The organism is Streptomyces sp. JLBG701 (assembly GCF_058544905.1).
Genome location: NZ_CM178588.1, coordinates 8,827,873 through 8,843,991, shown reverse-complemented (window position 1 = coordinate 8,843,991; position 16,119 = coordinate 8,827,873). Strand labels below are relative to the sequence as shown.

14 protein-coding genes are annotated in these 16,119 nt (G+C 70.2%); 5 read left to right on the top strand and 9 right to left on the bottom strand.

Annotated features, from left to right (window positions below; translation table 11 throughout):
- Window positions 1-83: 83 nt before the first annotated feature.
- Entirely contained in the window at window positions 84-353 is a 270-nt protein-coding gene (locus AC5DRG_RS40655; protein ID WP_491813283.1) for a transposase, read from the top strand.
- A 13-nt stretch (window positions 354-366) separates the two neighbouring features.
- On the opposite strand, the gene AC5DRG_RS40650 is transcribed toward AC5DRG_RS40655, so the two are convergent.
- Complete coding sequence (locus AC5DRG_RS40650) at window positions 367-1,440, bottom strand: ketopantoate reductase family protein (protein ID WP_491804866.1); 1,074 nt, start codon at window positions 1,438-1,440, stop codon at window positions 367-369.
- 69 nt (window positions 1,441-1,509) lie between these two features.
- Between AC5DRG_RS40650 and AC5DRG_RS40645 the strand changes: the two genes are divergently transcribed.
- On the top strand, window positions 1,510-2,373 hold the full coding sequence (locus AC5DRG_RS40645) for a transglutaminase-like domain-containing protein (RefSeq protein WP_491804865.1): 864 nt from the start codon (window positions 1,510-1,512) through the stop codon (window positions 2,371-2,373).
- Here the strand turns inward: AC5DRG_RS40645 and AC5DRG_RS40640 are convergent.
- Complete coding sequence (locus tag AC5DRG_RS40640; protein WP_491804864.1) at window positions 2,354-2,728, bottom strand: nuclear transport factor 2 family protein; 375 nt, start codon at window positions 2,726-2,728, stop codon at window positions 2,354-2,356. The genes AC5DRG_RS40645 and AC5DRG_RS40640 overlap by 20 nt on opposite strands.
- Window positions 2,721-3,266, bottom strand: a complete 546-nt coding sequence (locus AC5DRG_RS40635; protein ID WP_491804863.1) for a DUF1697 domain-containing protein — start codon at window positions 3,264-3,266, stop codon at window positions 2,721-2,723. Before AC5DRG_RS40635 ends, AC5DRG_RS40640 begins: the two co-directional genes overlap by 8 nt.
- Window positions 3,267-3,506: 240 nt before the next feature.
- Between AC5DRG_RS40635 and AC5DRG_RS40630 the strand changes: the two genes are divergently transcribed.
- Window positions 3,507-5,759, top strand: coding sequence for an MMPL family transporter (locus AC5DRG_RS40630; RefSeq protein WP_491804862.1), 2,253 nt, complete (start codon window positions 3,507-3,509; stop codon window positions 5,757-5,759).
- A gap of 82 nt (window positions 5,760-5,841) precedes the next feature.
- Here the strand turns inward: AC5DRG_RS40630 and erm are convergent, their stop codons facing one another.
- Window positions 5,842-6,621: an ErmE/ErmH/ErmO/ErmR family 23S rRNA (adenine(2058)-N(6))-methyltransferase gene (gene erm, locus AC5DRG_RS40625; protein WP_491804861.1), complete on the bottom strand. Its 780-nt coding sequence runs from the start codon at window positions 6,619-6,621 to the stop codon at window positions 5,842-5,844.
- A 664-nt stretch (window positions 6,622-7,285) separates the two neighbouring features.
- Between erm and AC5DRG_RS40620 the strand changes: the two genes are divergently transcribed.
- Window positions 7,286-8,158 carry a phosphotransferase enzyme family protein gene (locus AC5DRG_RS40620; RefSeq protein ID WP_491804860.1) on the top strand — a complete coding sequence of 291 codons (873 nt, stop codon included), beginning with the start codon at window positions 7,286-7,288 and terminating at the stop codon, window positions 8,156-8,158.
- Window positions 8,159-8,180: 22 nt separating this feature from the next.
- Here the strand turns inward: AC5DRG_RS40620 and AC5DRG_RS40615 are convergent, their stop codons facing one another.
- The 4 genes from AC5DRG_RS40615 to AC5DRG_RS40600 form a co-directional block, all read right to left on the bottom strand.
- Window positions 8,181-8,903 carry a 3'-5' exonuclease gene (locus AC5DRG_RS40615; RefSeq protein ID WP_491804859.1) on the bottom strand — a complete coding sequence of 241 codons (723 nt, stop codon included), beginning with the start codon at window positions 8,901-8,903 and terminating at the stop codon, window positions 8,181-8,183.
- 118 nt (window positions 8,904-9,021) lie between these two features.
- Window positions 9,022-10,263 (bottom strand): DUF5919 domain-containing protein, encoded by a 1,242-nt coding sequence (locus AC5DRG_RS40610; RefSeq protein ID WP_491804858.1) that lies wholly within the window; start codon window positions 10,261-10,263, stop codon window positions 9,022-9,024.
- 103 nt (window positions 10,264-10,366) lie between these two features.
- Window positions 10,367-11,698 (bottom strand): copper amine oxidase, encoded by a 1,332-nt coding sequence (locus AC5DRG_RS40605; protein ID WP_491804857.1) that lies wholly within the window; start codon window positions 11,696-11,698, stop codon window positions 10,367-10,369.
- 61 nt (window positions 11,699-11,759) lie between these two features.
- Entirely contained in the window at window positions 11,760-12,572 is an 813-nt protein-coding gene (locus AC5DRG_RS40600; RefSeq protein WP_491804856.1) for a Tat pathway signal sequence domain protein, read from the bottom strand.
- 182 nt (window positions 12,573-12,754) lie between these two features.
- On the opposite strand from AC5DRG_RS40600, the gene glgX reads away from it, so the two are divergent.
- Window positions 12,755-14,881: a glycogen debranching protein GlgX gene (glgX, locus tag AC5DRG_RS40595; RefSeq protein ID WP_491804855.1), complete on the top strand. Its 2,127-nt coding sequence runs from the start codon at window positions 12,755-12,757 to the stop codon at window positions 14,879-14,881.
- Here glgX and AC5DRG_RS40590 read toward each other — a convergent pair.
- Window positions 14,878-16,107, bottom strand: a complete 1,230-nt coding sequence (locus tag AC5DRG_RS40590; protein WP_491804854.1) for an MFS transporter — start codon at window positions 16,105-16,107, stop codon at window positions 14,878-14,880. The two genes, glgX and AC5DRG_RS40590, sit on opposite strands and share 4 nt — an antisense overlap.
- Window positions 16,108-16,119: the final 12 nt, after the last annotated feature.

The window sequence follows — 16,119 nt, the reverse complement described above, 5'->3', positions numbered from 1 at the left end:
TCACGCCGCGCGAGCGACGAGATCCCGGCCGAGGTTTGCGGCCGGCTTCCGGGCGGAGCTGACCGAATTCAACGGCGAGACCCATCGCGTCCACCTCCTCGTGCACTATCCCGCAGGCCGTCCTGTCCCGGCTGGTCGGCTCCCTCAAGAGGGTTTCCGTCTCCGCACGTCTCCCGCGCAAGGAGTACCCCGACCACATCCGCCGCTACCTGTCGGGCGAGCGCTTCTGGTCCCCTTCCTACTTCGCCGCCCCCGTCGGAGAAGTCCCCTCGAAGTGGTCAAGGAGTACATCGAGAACCAGAAAGGCCCCAACTGATCTCATACATCCGGCACCGCCGGTCACGATGCCGTGACGCTCCGCGTGCCTCACTCAAGGATGCGATTCCTCTCGATGTCTGAAGCCGCGGGATTCTTCGCATGAATCAGTTGAACCAACGCGACAGCCTCGTCGGCCAGCCGAACCAACTCCCCGACCGGCATCGACCCGGCCGCCCTGCCCTCCCGCGCGAAGGAGTTGGCGAGCCGCTGCAGCAGTGCGTTCAGCGGGGTCGGTACGCCGTGCAGCCGCCCGAGCAGCACGATCTCGCCGTTGAGGTAGTCGGCCTCGATGGTGCCGGTGCCGCGAGTGAGGGACTGCCAGGAGGAGCCGCCGCCACGCGGGGCGCCGTCGAGTGGCACGAGGTCGACCTTGTGCCCCCGCGCCGCCTTCTGCTCCTCGTCGCTCGCGTACGCGATTCCGGCGGCGTCGAGCACGGCTCTGCCCTCGGCCCGCACCCGGTCGAACAGCGCGAAGGCCTCCTCGTCGGCGAGGAGACCGCTGACCGCCTCGATGGCGTTGGCAAGGTTGCCGAGCAGCTTGGCGTACTGCCAGCGCGCGAGATCCGGCACGACCGGTGCCTCGAACCTCGACTTCTCCAGGTCGGCGGCGATCAGCCGGGCGGTCTCGTCGGTGCCCTGCGGGTACCGCCCGAGGTGCAGCATGCCGGTGAGCGGGGCGGCCTGAGCGGCGACGACGCCCGGCTCGACGAAGGTGGACGGCAGCCACACGCAGGCGCCGTACACCCGGCGGAACCGACGCAGCGCGAGCCGCTGACCCTCGACACCGTTCTGCGCGCACAGCAGCGGCAGCCGCTCGGCCGCGGTGCCGCCACCGGCCACGGGCGCCGGCCCCCAGGCAGCCAGCGCCTCCTCGGTGTCCTGGGTCTTCACGGCGAGTACGAGGACGTCGTCGCCACGGAGCTCACCGAGCCCGCCCGACCCGTCGACGGTGAGCAGTTGGTACGTCGCCTCACCCTCCGGCGCGACGAACCGCAGCCCCCGCTCCCGCAGCACCTCGTAATGCGCGCCCCGCGCGACCAGGACCACCTCGTGCCCGGCCTCCGCCAGCCGAGCACCGACGGCGCCACCGACCGCCCCTGCACCGATGATGATGTAACGCATACCGGCTAGCCTCGCACACGGGCACCTCGGGTTGACCTTGCCCCAGGGGCAGGGGGGAGAGTCCCGGGCATGGACTTCTACCTGAAGCAGACGGTGTTCAGCGATCCGGGAGACCTGGAGATCGACGGACTGCCGCGCGATCCGCGCCAACTCGCCGGAGTCGTACGGAATCTGATCATGCATCGGGGCGAGGGGCAGCGGCTCGGATACGACATCCCCGTCGAGCGGCTGCACGACGACGCGGAGTCGCGCCACGTCACGGAGTCGCTGCGGATCCTTCGTGAACGCGGGAGCGCGCCGCTCACCCAACTACGGGCCCCCGAGGGGCGTTTCGTGGGCACGTGCCGGGACTTCGCGCTGCTGCACTGCTCGTTGCTGCGGGCCACGGGGACGCCGGCGCGGATCCGGTGCGGGTTCGCCACGTATTTCGACGACGGCTTCCACGGCGACCACTGGGTCACCGAGTACCGCTCCCCAGAGGGGAGTTGGCGGCTGGCCGACCCGCAGGTCCACCACGAATACCACGTCCCCTTCGATCCGATGGACGTTCCCCGCGACCAGTTCCTCGTGGCCCCAGACACCTGGCGGGCCTGCCGCGAGGGGCGGGCCGACCCCGGCTCCTTCGGTGTGACCGGCCTCGGTACGGAGAACCTGTCCTACACGGGTCTGTGGTTCGTCCGCGCCAACGTCCGTCGCGACCTGGCCTCCCTGAACGGCGTGGAACTGCTGCCCTGGGATGAATGGGGCCCGGAGATCGAGACCGACGCGCAGCTCACCGAGGACGACCTCGCGCCGATCGACGAGGTCGCCGCGGCCCGCACCGACGACGAACTCCGACGCCTGTACGAGGCCCCGCCGTTGACCGTCCCCAACGAGGTCACCTCGTACACCACCTACAACGGCGTCCGAAAGGTCACCCTGCGTCGGACGTGAACGGCGTCGCCTGGTGGAAGTAGAGCAACCAGCCCTCGCCCGTTCGCCGCCACAGTGAACTGCGGTGTGCGCGTTGGCCGTTGCTCACCGTGTCGAAGGTGAGGTGGACGAGGTCGGGGCCGAGTCGGACACCCCGTATGCGTGAGGTGATGCTGGGGCGGGCTCCCGGGTCGGTCGTCGTGGCCAGTGCGGCGATGATCGAGGCCCGGTCCCAGTGGCGGCCGGTGACGCCGAACTCGTGGAACTCGGGGTGCAGCAGCGCCCCGACGAGGTCGGGGGAGCGGCGGATGTCGGGGTCCAGGAGCCTCAGTTCGCCCTCGATGGCCGCCTCCACGGCGAGGTTGCGCTCAGGCACCGGTCAGCTCCACGAGTTTGACGACGGTGTTCCAGTTGCGGGTGGTGGCGATGAGCCCCTTGTTGATACGGGGCTTGGACAGGTGCTCGGCGAGCTTGGAGCGGCCGAGGCCGTCGGGGGCGTACAGGTACAGCGCGCGGTCTCCGAGGCGGAACTCCTCGGGGAGGTAGGCGGCCGGGTCGACCTCCGCGAAGCGCTCCGCGTCGACGGGGGTGGAGAAGTAGGTGACGTGGAGCTGTTTCGGTTCCAGGTCGGCGGCCGGGAACGGACAGGCCTCGGCGATCGTCCTCAGATACGCGTGGTCGCGCACGATCACGTCGACCCCGAAGCCGAACTGCTTCTCGATCGCCTGCACGAGCTCCGCCGCGAGGGACTCCTCGTCGCCGTGGCCGCTCGTGAACACGGCCTGTCCGCTCTGCAGATACGTGCGTACGTCGTCGTGCCCGAGACCCTGCATCAGCGTGCGCAGATCGGCCATCGGGACCTTCTTCTTGCCGCCCACGTTGATTCCGCGCAGCAGCGCCGCATACGTCGTCATCCGCACACCATAAAGGGATCGGCGTGCGGAGACGCCCATCCGACGGCCCATCTAGATGTAGGGGCCAGGGTCCTCACCGGTCCTCCCCAGTGCGGAGGGCTCGGGGTCCATGGGGAGGACTCCGGGGTCCGGCACCTCACCGGGCAGCACGACGATCCCTTCTTATCCCGCCCATACCTTCAAAAGGAAAGGTGGCGGCAGGGGCTGCCATCGCATCGCATACGAGGGGGCAGGCCCGTCATGGGGAACCGAGATACACGGGTGCGAGGCATAGCCGCGCGGGCCGGCGGCTGGAGCGCCCGGCACCGCTGGGCGGCCGTCGGCATCTGGGTGCTGTTCGTCGTCCTGGCCATGGGGATCGGTTCGATGGCGGGCCGGGTCGACGTCAAGGACAGCGACCAGCTGAAGGGCGAGACCCACACCGCCGCCAAGATCGTCGAGGACGCGGGGATCGACGAGCCGGCTGGCGAGACCGTACTGATCCAGTCGAAGGACGCCGGGGTCAAGGCGACGGATGCCGAGTTCCGGGCGGCGGTCGACGCGGTGATGACGGCCGTCGAGGGGACCGGCCGGGTCACGGACGTGTCGTCGCCGTACGACACGGACACGATCTCGAAGGACGGCCGCAGCGCGCTCGTGCAGTTCGACATGCGCGGCGACGCGGAGACCGCCGGTAAGCGGGTGGAGCCCGTCCTGGAGGCCGTCGAGGGGGTCCAGGAGGAGCACGGCGAGCTGCGGATCGAGGAGATCGGCGGCGCCAGCATGATGAAGACGTTCGACGACGCGTTCGGGGACGACTTCAAGAAGGCCGAGTACTCCGCGGTGCCGGTGGCCCTCGGAATCCTGCTGATCGCCTTCGGCGCGCTGGTGGCGGCGCTGCTGCCGGTGGCGCTGGCGGTCACCGCGATCATGGCGACGATGGGCCTGATGGGTGTCGTCAGCCATGTGATGCCGATGAGCGACACCGCCAACTCCGTGATGCTGCTGGTGGGTCTGGCCGTCGGCGTCGACTACTGCCTGTTCTATCTGCGCCGCGAGCGCGAGGAGCGCGAGGCCGGACGGGACGCGCAGACCGCGCTGCGGGTGGCCGCCGCCACCAGTGGCCGCGCGATCATCGTGTCCGGTGTCACCGTGTGCGTGGCGATGGCGGGCATGCTGTTCACCGGGCTCGCCGAGTTCGAGGCGATGGGCCTGGCCTCCCTGATGGTCGTGGCGGTCGCCATGGTCGGCTCCGTCACCGTCCTGCCGGCGCTCCTCTCCCTGCTGGGCGAGCGCGTGGAGAAGGGCCGTATCCCGTTCCTGCGCCGCCGCAAGAGCAACGGCAACGGCGAGAGCCGGTTCTGGACCGCCGTCCTGCGCGGTGTGCTCGCCAAGCCGGTGCTCGCCGTCGTCGTGGCGGCCGGCGCGCTGCTGGCGATCGCGGCGCCCGCGGTCGGCATGAAAACCCAGAACCTCACCCTTGACCAGGAGTTCGGCAACTCGCTGCCCATCGTCGGCACCTACAACCGCGTCAACGACGCCTTCCCCGGCGGCTCCGAGCCGGCCGAGGTGATCGTCAAGGCGAAGGACATCCAGGCCGCCGACGTCCAGAGCGCGCTGACGGACTTCAAGGAACTGGCGATCAGCTCGGGCGCCTCGCGCGGCCCGGTCGAGATCAAGCTGCACGAGGCGCAGAACATCGCCTTCGTGTACGTCCCGCTGGTCGGCGGCTCCGACCTCGACAAGGCGGGCGCGAGCCTGGAGAAGCTGCGCGACGAGGTACGGCCCGCCACTCTCGGCAAGGTCGACGGCGTCCAGGCGCCGATCTCCGGACAGGTCGCCGGCTCGCACGACTTCAACGACCAACTGGCCGGAGCCGTCGTCCCGGTCTTCGCGTTCGTCGTGGTCTTCGCCTTCCTGCTGATGCTGCTGTCGTTCCGCTCGCTGACGATCGCCATCACGTCGATCGCGCTCAACCTGCTGTCGGTGGGCGCGGCCTACGGCATCCTCGTCGCCGTCTTCCAGCACGGCTGGGGCGCGTCGCTGGTGGGCGCGGAGGGCGTCGGCGCCATCATCAGCTGGCTGCCGCTGTTCCTGTTCGTGATCCTGTTCGGCCTGTCCATGGACTACCACGTGTTCGTGGTCTCGCGGATCCGCGAGGCCCGGCTGCGCGGCCGTACGACGAAGGACGCGATCCAGCACGGCGTGGTCACCACGGCCGGCGTCGTCACCAGCGCCGCCGTCATCATGGTCGCCGTGTTCGGGATCTTCGGCACGCTGTCCATGCAGTCCATGAAGCAGATGGGTGTCGGCCTCGCGGCGGCGGTGCTCATCGACGCCACGATCATCCGGGGTGTACTCCTCCCCGCGGTGATGGCGCTGCTGGACGAACGCAACTGGTATCTGCCGAAGTGGCTGAACCGGCTGCCCGACCTCACGCACGACGAGACGGCAGACCTCATCACGCACGAGGTACCGGACGCCTCGGACGAGGGCGAGCGAGTCAGGGTGTGATCCGGTTCGCCTGAACTCCGCACAGCTGAGGGCCTGTTGGTATCCCGGGGGAACCAACAGGCCCTCCTCCACGCCGGTTCTCCTACGACGTCAGCGCCTCGTGCAGCCGGAGCCACCTTCCCGGCTCCACTTCGCCGACGAGGACGCGTGGGTCGAGGCCCGCGGCGCGGAACGCGGCGTCCACCCTGCGCCTCGGGTGGGCCCGGCGCAGCGAGGCGTGCAGGGAACCGCCGACGCCGGAGAAGCCCAGCTCGACCAGGTGCCGCCAACTCGGCTGGGCGGCGGGGTCGAGCAGCGGGGTGCGGCGGCGTTCGATACGGATGACGCCGGCGTGGACGCGCGGCACGGGGCTGAAGCGGCTCCGGTCGACCCGGCCGACCAGCCGCCACTCGTGCCGGGGCCAGCTGCGGACAGTGAGCAGGGTCCAGCTGCCGTAGTCGCCCGTGCGTTTGCGGGCGTATTCGAGCTGGGTGAGCAGGGTGGCGTCGGTGAGGGCGGGGGCGCGCAGACACCAGTCGACGATCTCCGCGGTGCGCGAGTAGGGCACGTTGCCGGCGACGGAGAAGGGCCGGCGGGGGGACTTCGCGGTCAGGAAATCCTGGCCGATGACACGGACCTGGGGTGTGTCGCGAAAGCGGGCGCACAGCCCGGGTACCAGGCGGGGGTCGATCTCGTAGGCGAGCAGCTCCTGGCAGCGGGGCGCGAGCATACGCGTCAACGCGCCCTTGCCCGCGCCGACTTCGAGCAGCAGGGGCACCTGCGCTCCGCTCGGGACGGCGAGTCGGGCGACGCGGTCTGCGGTGGCGCGGTCGGCGAGAAAGTTCTGCGAGAGCGCGCGGGAAACGTGCGTGGGGCGGGCCATGGCCTGCGGTCCTTGTCTTCCGTGTAGGGCATACGGGCAGACGAAGGCCCCGACCGGAGACAGAAGGAGGACGCGCGGAGCGGGCCCGCACACATCAGCGGTGTGCGTGCTCTCGGGCGTACGGGGGGGGGAGGAGCGACCCTGCGGCAGAGCCGTCAGCGGGTGCGGTTCCCCGGGCCGGTCAGGGCACCGGGGGCGCGACGCTTCCGGATGGAGTACGTGCAGCCCCGGCACAGACCGGAGTTGATGATCGCGTTGCTGGCCACGAGGTCACGCTAGGCGGCTTCCGGTGAGGCGAGCAAGAGGTTTTTCGCGCGCTCGGCGGGACCGGTGAAGTTCGCCGCAGCGGTCCGACGCTCAGTACGAGGATCGGGATCAGCGCGGGCAGGACCAGGAACCAGGCCCCGTGGTCGGTGCCGCGCCGCTGCCGGTCGGTGTCGGCCCGTCTCTCGTCGCCCTCCTCACTTCGGTCACCGTTGTCATGCAATCAGCCCCTTTGCACGGCCCGGTCGGGCCCCGTCTTGGTCGTGAACACGCCGTGCCGCGTCAAGGCACCTCGCATGCCTCCCCACCTGTGCGAATGCGAGACTGGCCGGCGGATGGCGGGAACCCGACGCCGTACCCACACGCACATGGATCACACGGATGGCAACGGAGGTCGACGATGGACGAGGCACGGGCGCGGGACGTACTGGCGACGGCGGGCGTGCTGCCCGGCCCGGTCCAGGACGCGCGGCTCCTCGCCCTGGGCGAGAACGCGGTGTTCGCCGCCGGTGACCTGGTCGTCAAGGTGGGGCGGGATGCCGAACTCCTGGACCGGGCGCGGCGCGAACTGGCGATCGCGGCGTGGCTCGCCGGGGCCGGTGTCCCCGCGGTGCGGGCGGCCGAGCCCGAGGCGCGGCTCGTCGAGGGACATCCGGTGACGGTGTGGCACCGGCTGCCCGATCCCGTACGCCCCGCCGAGCCGCGGGATTTGGCCGAACTGCTGCGGGTCGTCCACGCACTCCCCACTCCCCCCGCCGATTCCTTCGTACTGCCGCCCCGTGAGCTGCTGGGCGGTGTGGAGCGCTGGCTGCGGCTCGCCGGCGACGCGATCGACCCGGCGGACGCGGCGTATCTGCGCGAGCGCCGCGACGGCTTCGCGGGGGCCGCTGCCGCGCTCACCCCACGGCTGACGCCCGGCCCGATCCACGGCGACGCGCTGCCCCGCAATGTGCACGTCGGCCCGGACGGCCCGGTCCTGGTCGACCTGGAGACCTTCTCCGCCGACCTGCGCGAGCACGACCTGGTGGTGATGGCCCTCTCACGCGACCGCTACGGTTTGCCTGCGGCGGCTTATGACGTGTTCACCGAGGCGTACGGCTGGGATGTGCGCGAGTGGGAAGGCTGCTCGGTGCTGCGCGGCGCCCGCGAGACGGCCAGCTGTGCCTGGGTCGCCCAGCACGCGCCGAGCAACCCCGAGGCACTGGCCGAGTTCGAGCGCCGGGTGGCGTCGCTGCGGGACGGGGACGAGGCCGTGCGGTGGTATCCCTTCTGAACCCGGCCCGCTGGAGCGCGGGTCAGACCGTCTCGTCCGCCGGCTCCCGCAGCGGCCAGGTGCCGTCCACCACCGCGTCCGTCTCGCCCTTGCCGCGCAGGAAGCTCTGGAAGTCCGCCGCCCATGCGGCGTACCACTCGATCTGACGGCGGTGCAGCTCCGCCGGGCCGAGGGCCGCGACCTTGGGGTGGCGGTCGGCTATCGCGCGGGCCAGCCGGGCGGCGGCGAGGGCGTCGGCCGTGGCGTCGTGGGCGGAGTCGAGGGCGACGCCGTACTCCGTGCAGACCGCTTCGAGGTTGCGCTTGCCGCGGCGGTAGCGGTCGACGGAGCGGTCGATCGTGTACGGGTCGATGACCGGGGCGGGGTCGAGGCCGCCGAGCCGGTCGCGGAGGGACGGCAGTGCGTACCTGCGCAGTTCGGCGGAGAGCAGGGTCAGGTCGAAGGCGGCGTTGTAGGCGACGACCGGGACGCCCGTCTTCCAGTACGTCACGAGGACGTCGGCGATCGCGTCCGCGACCTGGTCGGCCGGCCGTCCCTCGCCGGCCGCCCGCTCATTGGTGATCCCGTGGACCGCGACCGCGTCCGCCGGGATCTCCACGCCCGGGTCCGCCAGCCACTCCCGGCGCCCTATCGGCTCCCCGCCCCTGACCTCGATCACGGCCCCCGTGACGATCCGCGCCTCCTGCGGATCCGTCCCGGTCGTCTCCAGGTCGAAGCCGATCAACAGCTCCTGGTGCCAGCCCATGCCTGGCCCCCCTTCTCGGTGGTGCTTTCCCCCAGTGGTCTCCACGATCCCATGAGCCACTGACAATCAGAGGACCGCGTTCCGGTTGGCACTCGAAGGCGTATCGCGTGAGGGCGTATCAGGACACCGGCCGCGAATCCGCCCAAGCCACCTCGAACTCCTCACGATATGTCGGAAAGAGTCCGCTCTCGTCGATTTCATCCGACTTGAGCGTCCGATTACCGTTGCGCAGCACCAGCACCGGCGCCTCCATTCCGCGCGAGCGGCGCAGATACGACTGGAGCACGGCTATGCCGTCCGAGCCGTCGCCGTCGACGAGGTACGCCGTGAAGCGGGGCGTCTCGTCGAAGACCTGGATCTCGAAGGCGCCCGGGTCGCGCAGCCTGGAGCGCACCCGGCGCATGTGCAGGATGTTCATCTCGACGGCCCGGCTCAACTCGCCGCGTTTTATACCGAGTTCGCGCTCGCGCCGCTTGACCGCGCTGGAGGCGGGGTTCAGGAACAGCAGCCGCACCCGGCAGCCCGACTCGGCCAGCCGCACCAGCCGCCGGCCCGAGAAGTTCTGGACGAGCAGGTTGAGGCCGATGCCGATGGCGTCGAGCCGGCGGGCGCCGCCGAAGATGTCCTCGGCCGGGAACTGGCGCAGCAGCCTCACCCGGTCGGAGTGCACGGCTACCACGTCCGCGTACCGGTCGCCGACCATCTCCTCGACCGCGTCGACGGGCAGCCGGCGGGCGGACGGTACGTCGCTGCCCGCGCCGAGTATCTCCAGGAGCTTCTCGGAGGCCCGCTCCGCCTGGTTCAGGACGGCCTCCGACAGGGCCCGGTTGCGCGAGACGACGTTGCGGGTGACCTCCAGCTCGTCCAGGGCGAGTTCGACGTCCCGGCGCTCGTCGAAGTAGGGCTCGAAGCAGGGCCAGTGCTGCACCATCAGCTCGCGCAGCTGCGGCAGGGTGAGGAAGCTGAGGACGTTGTCGTCGGCCGGGTCGAGCAAGTAGCCCTTGCGGCGGCTGACTTCCCGTACGGCGACCGCGCGCTGCACCCACTCCTGGCCTGCGGGTCCGGCCGCGGCGACCACCCAGTCGTCGCCGCCGTGGACGGGTTCGTAGATGGGGCGCAGGACGGCGGCCACTACTGCGCGCAGCCGCTGTTCGACGAGATTAAGCCAGATGTAGGCCCGGCCGGCTCGCTGAGCGCGCGTACGCACCTCACGCCAGGCGTCGGCGTCCCAGTCCAGTTCCGGTCCAATGGAACCCGTCTCCATCGGCCGTGCCAGGGACACCGTGCCGGGCGGGACGTCTGCGGAGTTCCCCTCGTGACCCTCGTCACCAGGGGGCAACTCCAGCCCTCCCGAGCCCACCCGCGCACCGCCTTCCGCTCCCCCGAGCTCTCCCCGTCCCAACGATCAAGGAAGGGTACTCCGGGACCGGTCGGCGGTGCAGCCGGATGGACACTACCGTTTCTCAACTACCGTTTTGGACTTGCCCGTTCTGATCGGCCAGCTCGGCGGGAGTGAGCGGATTCATAGCGGTGACGTCACGCGGGGCGATGGAGAAGCCCTGCCAGTGGACCGGCATGGGCTGCTGGTCCTCGTCCCGGGCTATGTGGTGGAAGCCCACGTTGACCCAGACGACGGGGTGGGTGAGGGTCTGGCCGCTGACGAACTTGTCGACGGACTTGCCGTGTCCGGCACCGCAGTTGAGCGGGTTGTTGCTGGCGAACTGTTCGCACTTGTTGTACTGGGTGAAGTAGACGTCGTGCCTGGTGAAGCTACGTCCCGGGTACTTGTTGGTCGGGCCCTGGACGATCTCGTAGGAGCGCGAGTGCCCGTCCTTGTTCTTGCCGGTGTTGCTGACCACGCGCCACCAGCGCATGTTCTTGGAGTCGCCGGCGAGTTCCTTGGTGATCTTGGTGCGGGTGGTCTTGTTGGTCGGTGCCTCCTGGCCCGCGACGGGCGCGGTGACCTTGGAGTCGTACTGCTCGATCTTCGCCTTGGAGGAGCCGTCGAGGCCGAAGTCGAGCCGCCAGAAGACGTTGTGGGCGTGGCTGGTCGCCTTCGACCTCGCGCCCTTGCCGATGGGCCAGCCGCGGCCGTCGCCGGCGTCGTAGTCGCTCGGCGAGAGGCTGCCGGTCGCGCCGACGTTCATGTTGATCGTGCCGTCGTCCTGGAAGCGCCACTCCGTCATGTACTCGTACCAGCCGACCTGGTTGACGGTGTAGACCAGCAGGTCCTTGCCCTGCGTCTGGAAGACCTTGTTGGCCGAGTTGCCCTGCATGCGGTACGCGTGGCCGCGCGAACGGGTCGTGGTGCACAGGCCGTTGACGTCCGGGTGCGCGGGGTCCCAGGCGTCCGGGACCCGGACCGTCTTGATGGTGCCGCCGGGGCACTCGCCGGGCGCCAGCTTCATCAGGCCCTGGGCGAATCCGAAGCCCGTCAGGTCGTCGTACTCGACGCTTCCGTCGTCGTAGGGGACGTCTATCTGGCCGAGTTTGGCGCTGCTGAGCACCTTGATCGGGGCGGCCTCGCCCTTGGGCTGGTAGGAGATGTTCTCCAGGACCAGTCCGGCCTTGCTGTCGTAGTGCCAGCACATCCGCCAGGTGGTGCCGGTGGAGAGCTTCTGCTCGATCCGGTACGCCGCGCTGCACTCGGCGGTCGCCGCGGCGGCAGTAGCGGGGCCTTCCTTCGGCTGGGCCGCGGCCGGTCCCGCACCGGTCGTGGCACCGGCGGCCAGCGCGGCCACGGAGAGGCCCACGGCCGCCCGCCTGCGGGCAGGACTGTTTCTGTTCACGCGCATGGAAAAGTGACTCCCTTACAGGAGAGGCAAGTTGGAAAAGTGGACTGAAGGCGGTGCGGGCTCAGTCGAGCTTGCCGACCTTGCGGGCGCTCAGGTCGACGATCAGTGAACGGGCGTCTATCCACGCGCCGTTCTTGACCTTCGGGAAGAGCCGCACGCAGCGGTGCTCGCCGCACTGGTCGAGCAGGGCGGGCTGGGCACCCGCGGTGGCCCGGTACACCGCCGCGGACAGCAGCAGCTGGTCCGGGGAGGTGAGCTCCTTGCCCGTGGCGTCCTTGTAGTCCGCCTTGACACCCGCGCCCAGCGGGTCGGCGATGAGGAGCTGCGCGGCCTCGATGATCTCCGCGCGGCTCAGCGGCGGCTGGACGCCGTGCTGGGTGCCGGTCTGCTCCACCTTGCCGGTGTCGAGGTTGACGGTCCTGGTGACGAGGGTGTCGTCCTTGTAGTCGTAAAACGTCACGTCCGCGCGCCGGGGCGCGTTCGGGTCGTCCACCTCGTCGGCCTCGGGTTCGGCCAGGTCGACGCTGAGGCGCTCGGGACCGCGCTCGCCGTCGGCGTTCTCGCTGGAGTTGAACAGTTGCCGGCTGACGGCGATCTGCTCGACCCTCTTCATCTCGTCGTCGGTCAGCGGATCGCGGCCCTGGCCTGTCTCGCCCTCGGCCGGCGCCGCTTCGACGACGCCCGGCTGCACGGCGCCCTGTCCCTGGCCCTGGTCCGTCTGCTGGGCAGACTGGGAACCGCTCTTGCTGCCTCCCGTTTCATCGGCCCCTGCCGTGCCCGGCAGAGTGATTCCGACCATCACGGCGGTCCCGGCCACCGCGATGGCCGCACCTGCCACCACCTTGCCCAGATGGCGGTGCACTGTCTTGCGCACGTTGATCCCCCTACTCCCCCTGTATCCCTGGGAGTAACTGTTTTCCCCACTGGTTCGGCATACGGTGTATGCACTGGTCGATCGGTAAGAGGGACGTAAGTCATAGGAGGTTCCCTCACTTTCGTGGAGACTCGGGGCCAAGGCGCCCCCGGCGGCGCGGCCCACCTGAAAGAGTCGTATCCATGCAGGTCTGGCCTGGAGAGGCGTATCCACTCGGTGCCACGTACGACGGCGCCGGCACCAACTTCGCGGTCTTCACGGAGAACGCGGACCGAGTAGAGCTGTGTCTGCTGCACGACGACGGCTCGGAGACGGCGGTGGAACTGCGGGAGAGCGACGCGTTCGTACGGCACGCGTACGTGCCCGGAATCATGCCCGGACAGCGGTACGGGTTCCGCGCGCACGGCCCGTACGAACCCGCGCGCGGGCTGCGCTGCAACTCGGCGAAGCTGCTGCTCGACCCGTATGCGAAGGCCGTCAGCGGCTCGGTCCACTGGGGCGAGGAGGTGTACGGCTACCACTTCGACGCGCCCGACCGGCGCAACGACCTGGACTCGGCGCCGCACACCATGACGTCCGTCGTGGTCAACCCGTACTTCGACTGGGGCGACGACCGGCGGCCGCGCACCGAGTACCACCACACGGTGATCTACGAGGCCCATGTGAAGGGTCTCACCATGCGCCACCCGGGGCTGCCCGAGGAGCTGCGCGGCACCTACGCGGCGCTCGCGCACCCGGCGGTCATCGAGCACCTGGTGGGGCTCGGCGTCACGGCCCTGGAGCTGATGCCGGTGCACCAGTTCGTGAACGACCACCGGCTGGTCGACATGGGCCTCAACAACTACTGGGGCTACAACACGATCGGCTTCTTCGCCCCGCACAACGCGTACGCCTCCTGGGGCGACCGCGGCCAGCAGGTCCTGGAGTTCAAATCGGCGGTGCGGGCGCTGCACGAGGCCGGTATCGAGGTCATACTGGACGTGGTCTACAACCACACCGCCGAGGGCAACCATCTGGGCCCGACGCTGTCCTTCCGGGGCCTGGACAACCCGCAGTACTACCGCCTCGCCGACGATCCCCGCTACTACACGGACACCACGGGCACGGGCAACTCCCTGCTCATGCGGTCCCCGCACGTCCTCCAGCTGATCATGGACTCGCTGCGCTACTGGGTCACCGAGATGCACGTCGACGGCTTCCGCTTCGACCTCGCGGCCACCCTGGCGAGGCAGTTCCACGAGGTGGACCGGCTGTCGTCGTTCTTCGACCTGGTGCAGCAGGACCCGGTGGTCTCACAGGTGAAGCTGATCGCCGAGCCGTGGGACGTCGGCGAGGGCGGCTACCAGGTGGGCAACTTCCCGCCGCTGTGGACCGAGTGGAACGGCAAGTACCGCGACACCGTGCGGGACATGTGGCGCGGCGAGCAGCGCACGCTCGCGGAGTTCGCGTCCCGGCTGACCGGCTCGTCCGACCTCTACCAGGACGACGGCCGCCGCCCCTTGGCGTCCATCAACTTCGTGACCTGCCACGACGGGTTCACGCTGCACGACATGGTCGCCTACAACGACAAGCACAACCAGGCCAACGGCGAGGACAACCGGGACGGCGAGAGCCACAACCGGTCCTGGAACTGCGGGGTCGAGGGCGAGACCGACGACCCGGCGGTGCTGGACCTGCGGCAGCGCCAGATGCGCAACTTCATCGCCACTCTGATGCTGTCCCAGGGCGTGCCGATGATCAGCCACGGCGACGAGTTCGCGCGCACACAGCGCGGCAACAACAACGCCTATTGCCAGGACAGCGAGTTGGCATGGGTGAACTGGCCACAGGCCGAGGAGGAGGGGGACGGTGGCACCGAACTCCTGGACTTCACCCGCGCGATGGTGTGGCTGCGCAAGGACCATCCGGTCTTCCGCAGGCGGCGCTTCTTCCACGGCCGGCCCGTGGAGGGCACCCACGACGAGCTGTCGGACATCGCCTGGTTCACTCCGGAGGGCGAGGAGATGACCCAGCGGGACTGGGACTCGGCACGGGCGTCGGCACTGTCGGTGTTCCTCAACGGCAACGCGATCTCCGAACCCGGTTCACGCGGGGAGCGCATCGCCGACGACTCCTTCCTGCTGTTGTTCAACGCCTCACCGAAACCACTGGAGTTCGTCGTCCCGGTCAACCACGGCCGGCAGTGGCAGGTGATCGTCGAGACGGCACGCCCGGAGGGAGTACCACCGGGCACGGGCGCGAAGGTGCAGGCCGGAGACCGGCTCACCCTGCTGGACCGGAGCATGACGGTGTTGCAACGGCCCGCCTAGAAGGGCATGTACGACGCCGGGTGCGCCGTCAGTGCGATCGCGCAGGCGAGTGCGGCAGCCAGGCTCGCCGCGGCGAAGGCCGATGCGGGGCCGTAGGACTCGGCGAGGCGGCCGGTGACGGCGACGGCGAGCGCCTGGCCGCCGACGATCGCGCTCGTCGCGAAGGCCATGGACTCGGCGAGCCGGGCCGGCGGCACCGCGCGTTCGGTGAGCCCGAACACGGTGATGAGGTGCGGGGCGTAGGCGACGCCGAGGACGGTGACGACGACGTACAGGCCGCCGAGGCTGTCGGTCCACAGCAGGGGCAGGGAGAGCGCGAAGGCGGCCGCGGTGGCCACCCTCCAGCGCGCGCCCAGCCCGATGCGGGCGGGCACGGCGGCCATGGACAGCCCCGCGACGGCGCTCATCACCCCCATCGCGGCGTACACGAGCCCGGCCTGGTCCGGCTGCCCCAGCCGCTCGGTGAGCGCGGCGATCCCCGCCTGGCAGGCGCCGAACATCGCCCCCTGGAGGGCGAGCGCGGCGCGCAGGGCGTGGACGGAGCGGGGGATGTCAGGGCCGGTACGCGTGCGTGCGGTGACCGGGGCGAGGGGTGTCGGCCGTGTCGCCGTCGCCGTCGGGTGGAGGGCGAAGCCGCTGCCGCACACGGCCACCAGGAGTGCCGCGCCGCCCAGGGCGTACGCCGGATGGGCCAGTACGGCCGCCAGGCCGACCAGGGCCGGGCCCAGGACGAAGGAGATCTCGTCCAGGGTGCTCTCGAAGGAGAGGGCGGTGCCCACCGTCGTGTCGGGGGCCCCGGCCCGGCGGGCGAGGGCGACGAGGCGTGCGCGTGCCAGCGGGCCGATCAGCGGCACGCTCGCGCCCGCGGTGGCCCCCAGGAGCGCCAGGAGCGGCGTGGGCAGCCGTGCGAGCGCGCCGGCCACGAGCGCGGTGACGGCGAGGGCGTTGGCCAGGGAGAAGGCGAGCACGACCGTCCGCTGGCCGTGCCGGTCCGCGAGTCGGCCCACCAGGGGGCCGCAGGCCACCTGCCCGATCGCGAGCGCGCCGCCGGTCAGCCCCGCGGCGGCCAGCGAGCCGCTCGTCCGGGCGACCAGGAGGACGCTGCCGAACTGGATCGTGGCCGTCGGCAGGCGCCCCAAGAACGACACCGCGGGCAGCAGCGGCCCGGTCAGGCCGATCACCTCGCGATACGTCTCCAGCGTGGTACGCCGCCCCCTGGTCCCCATCACCCGAAACTA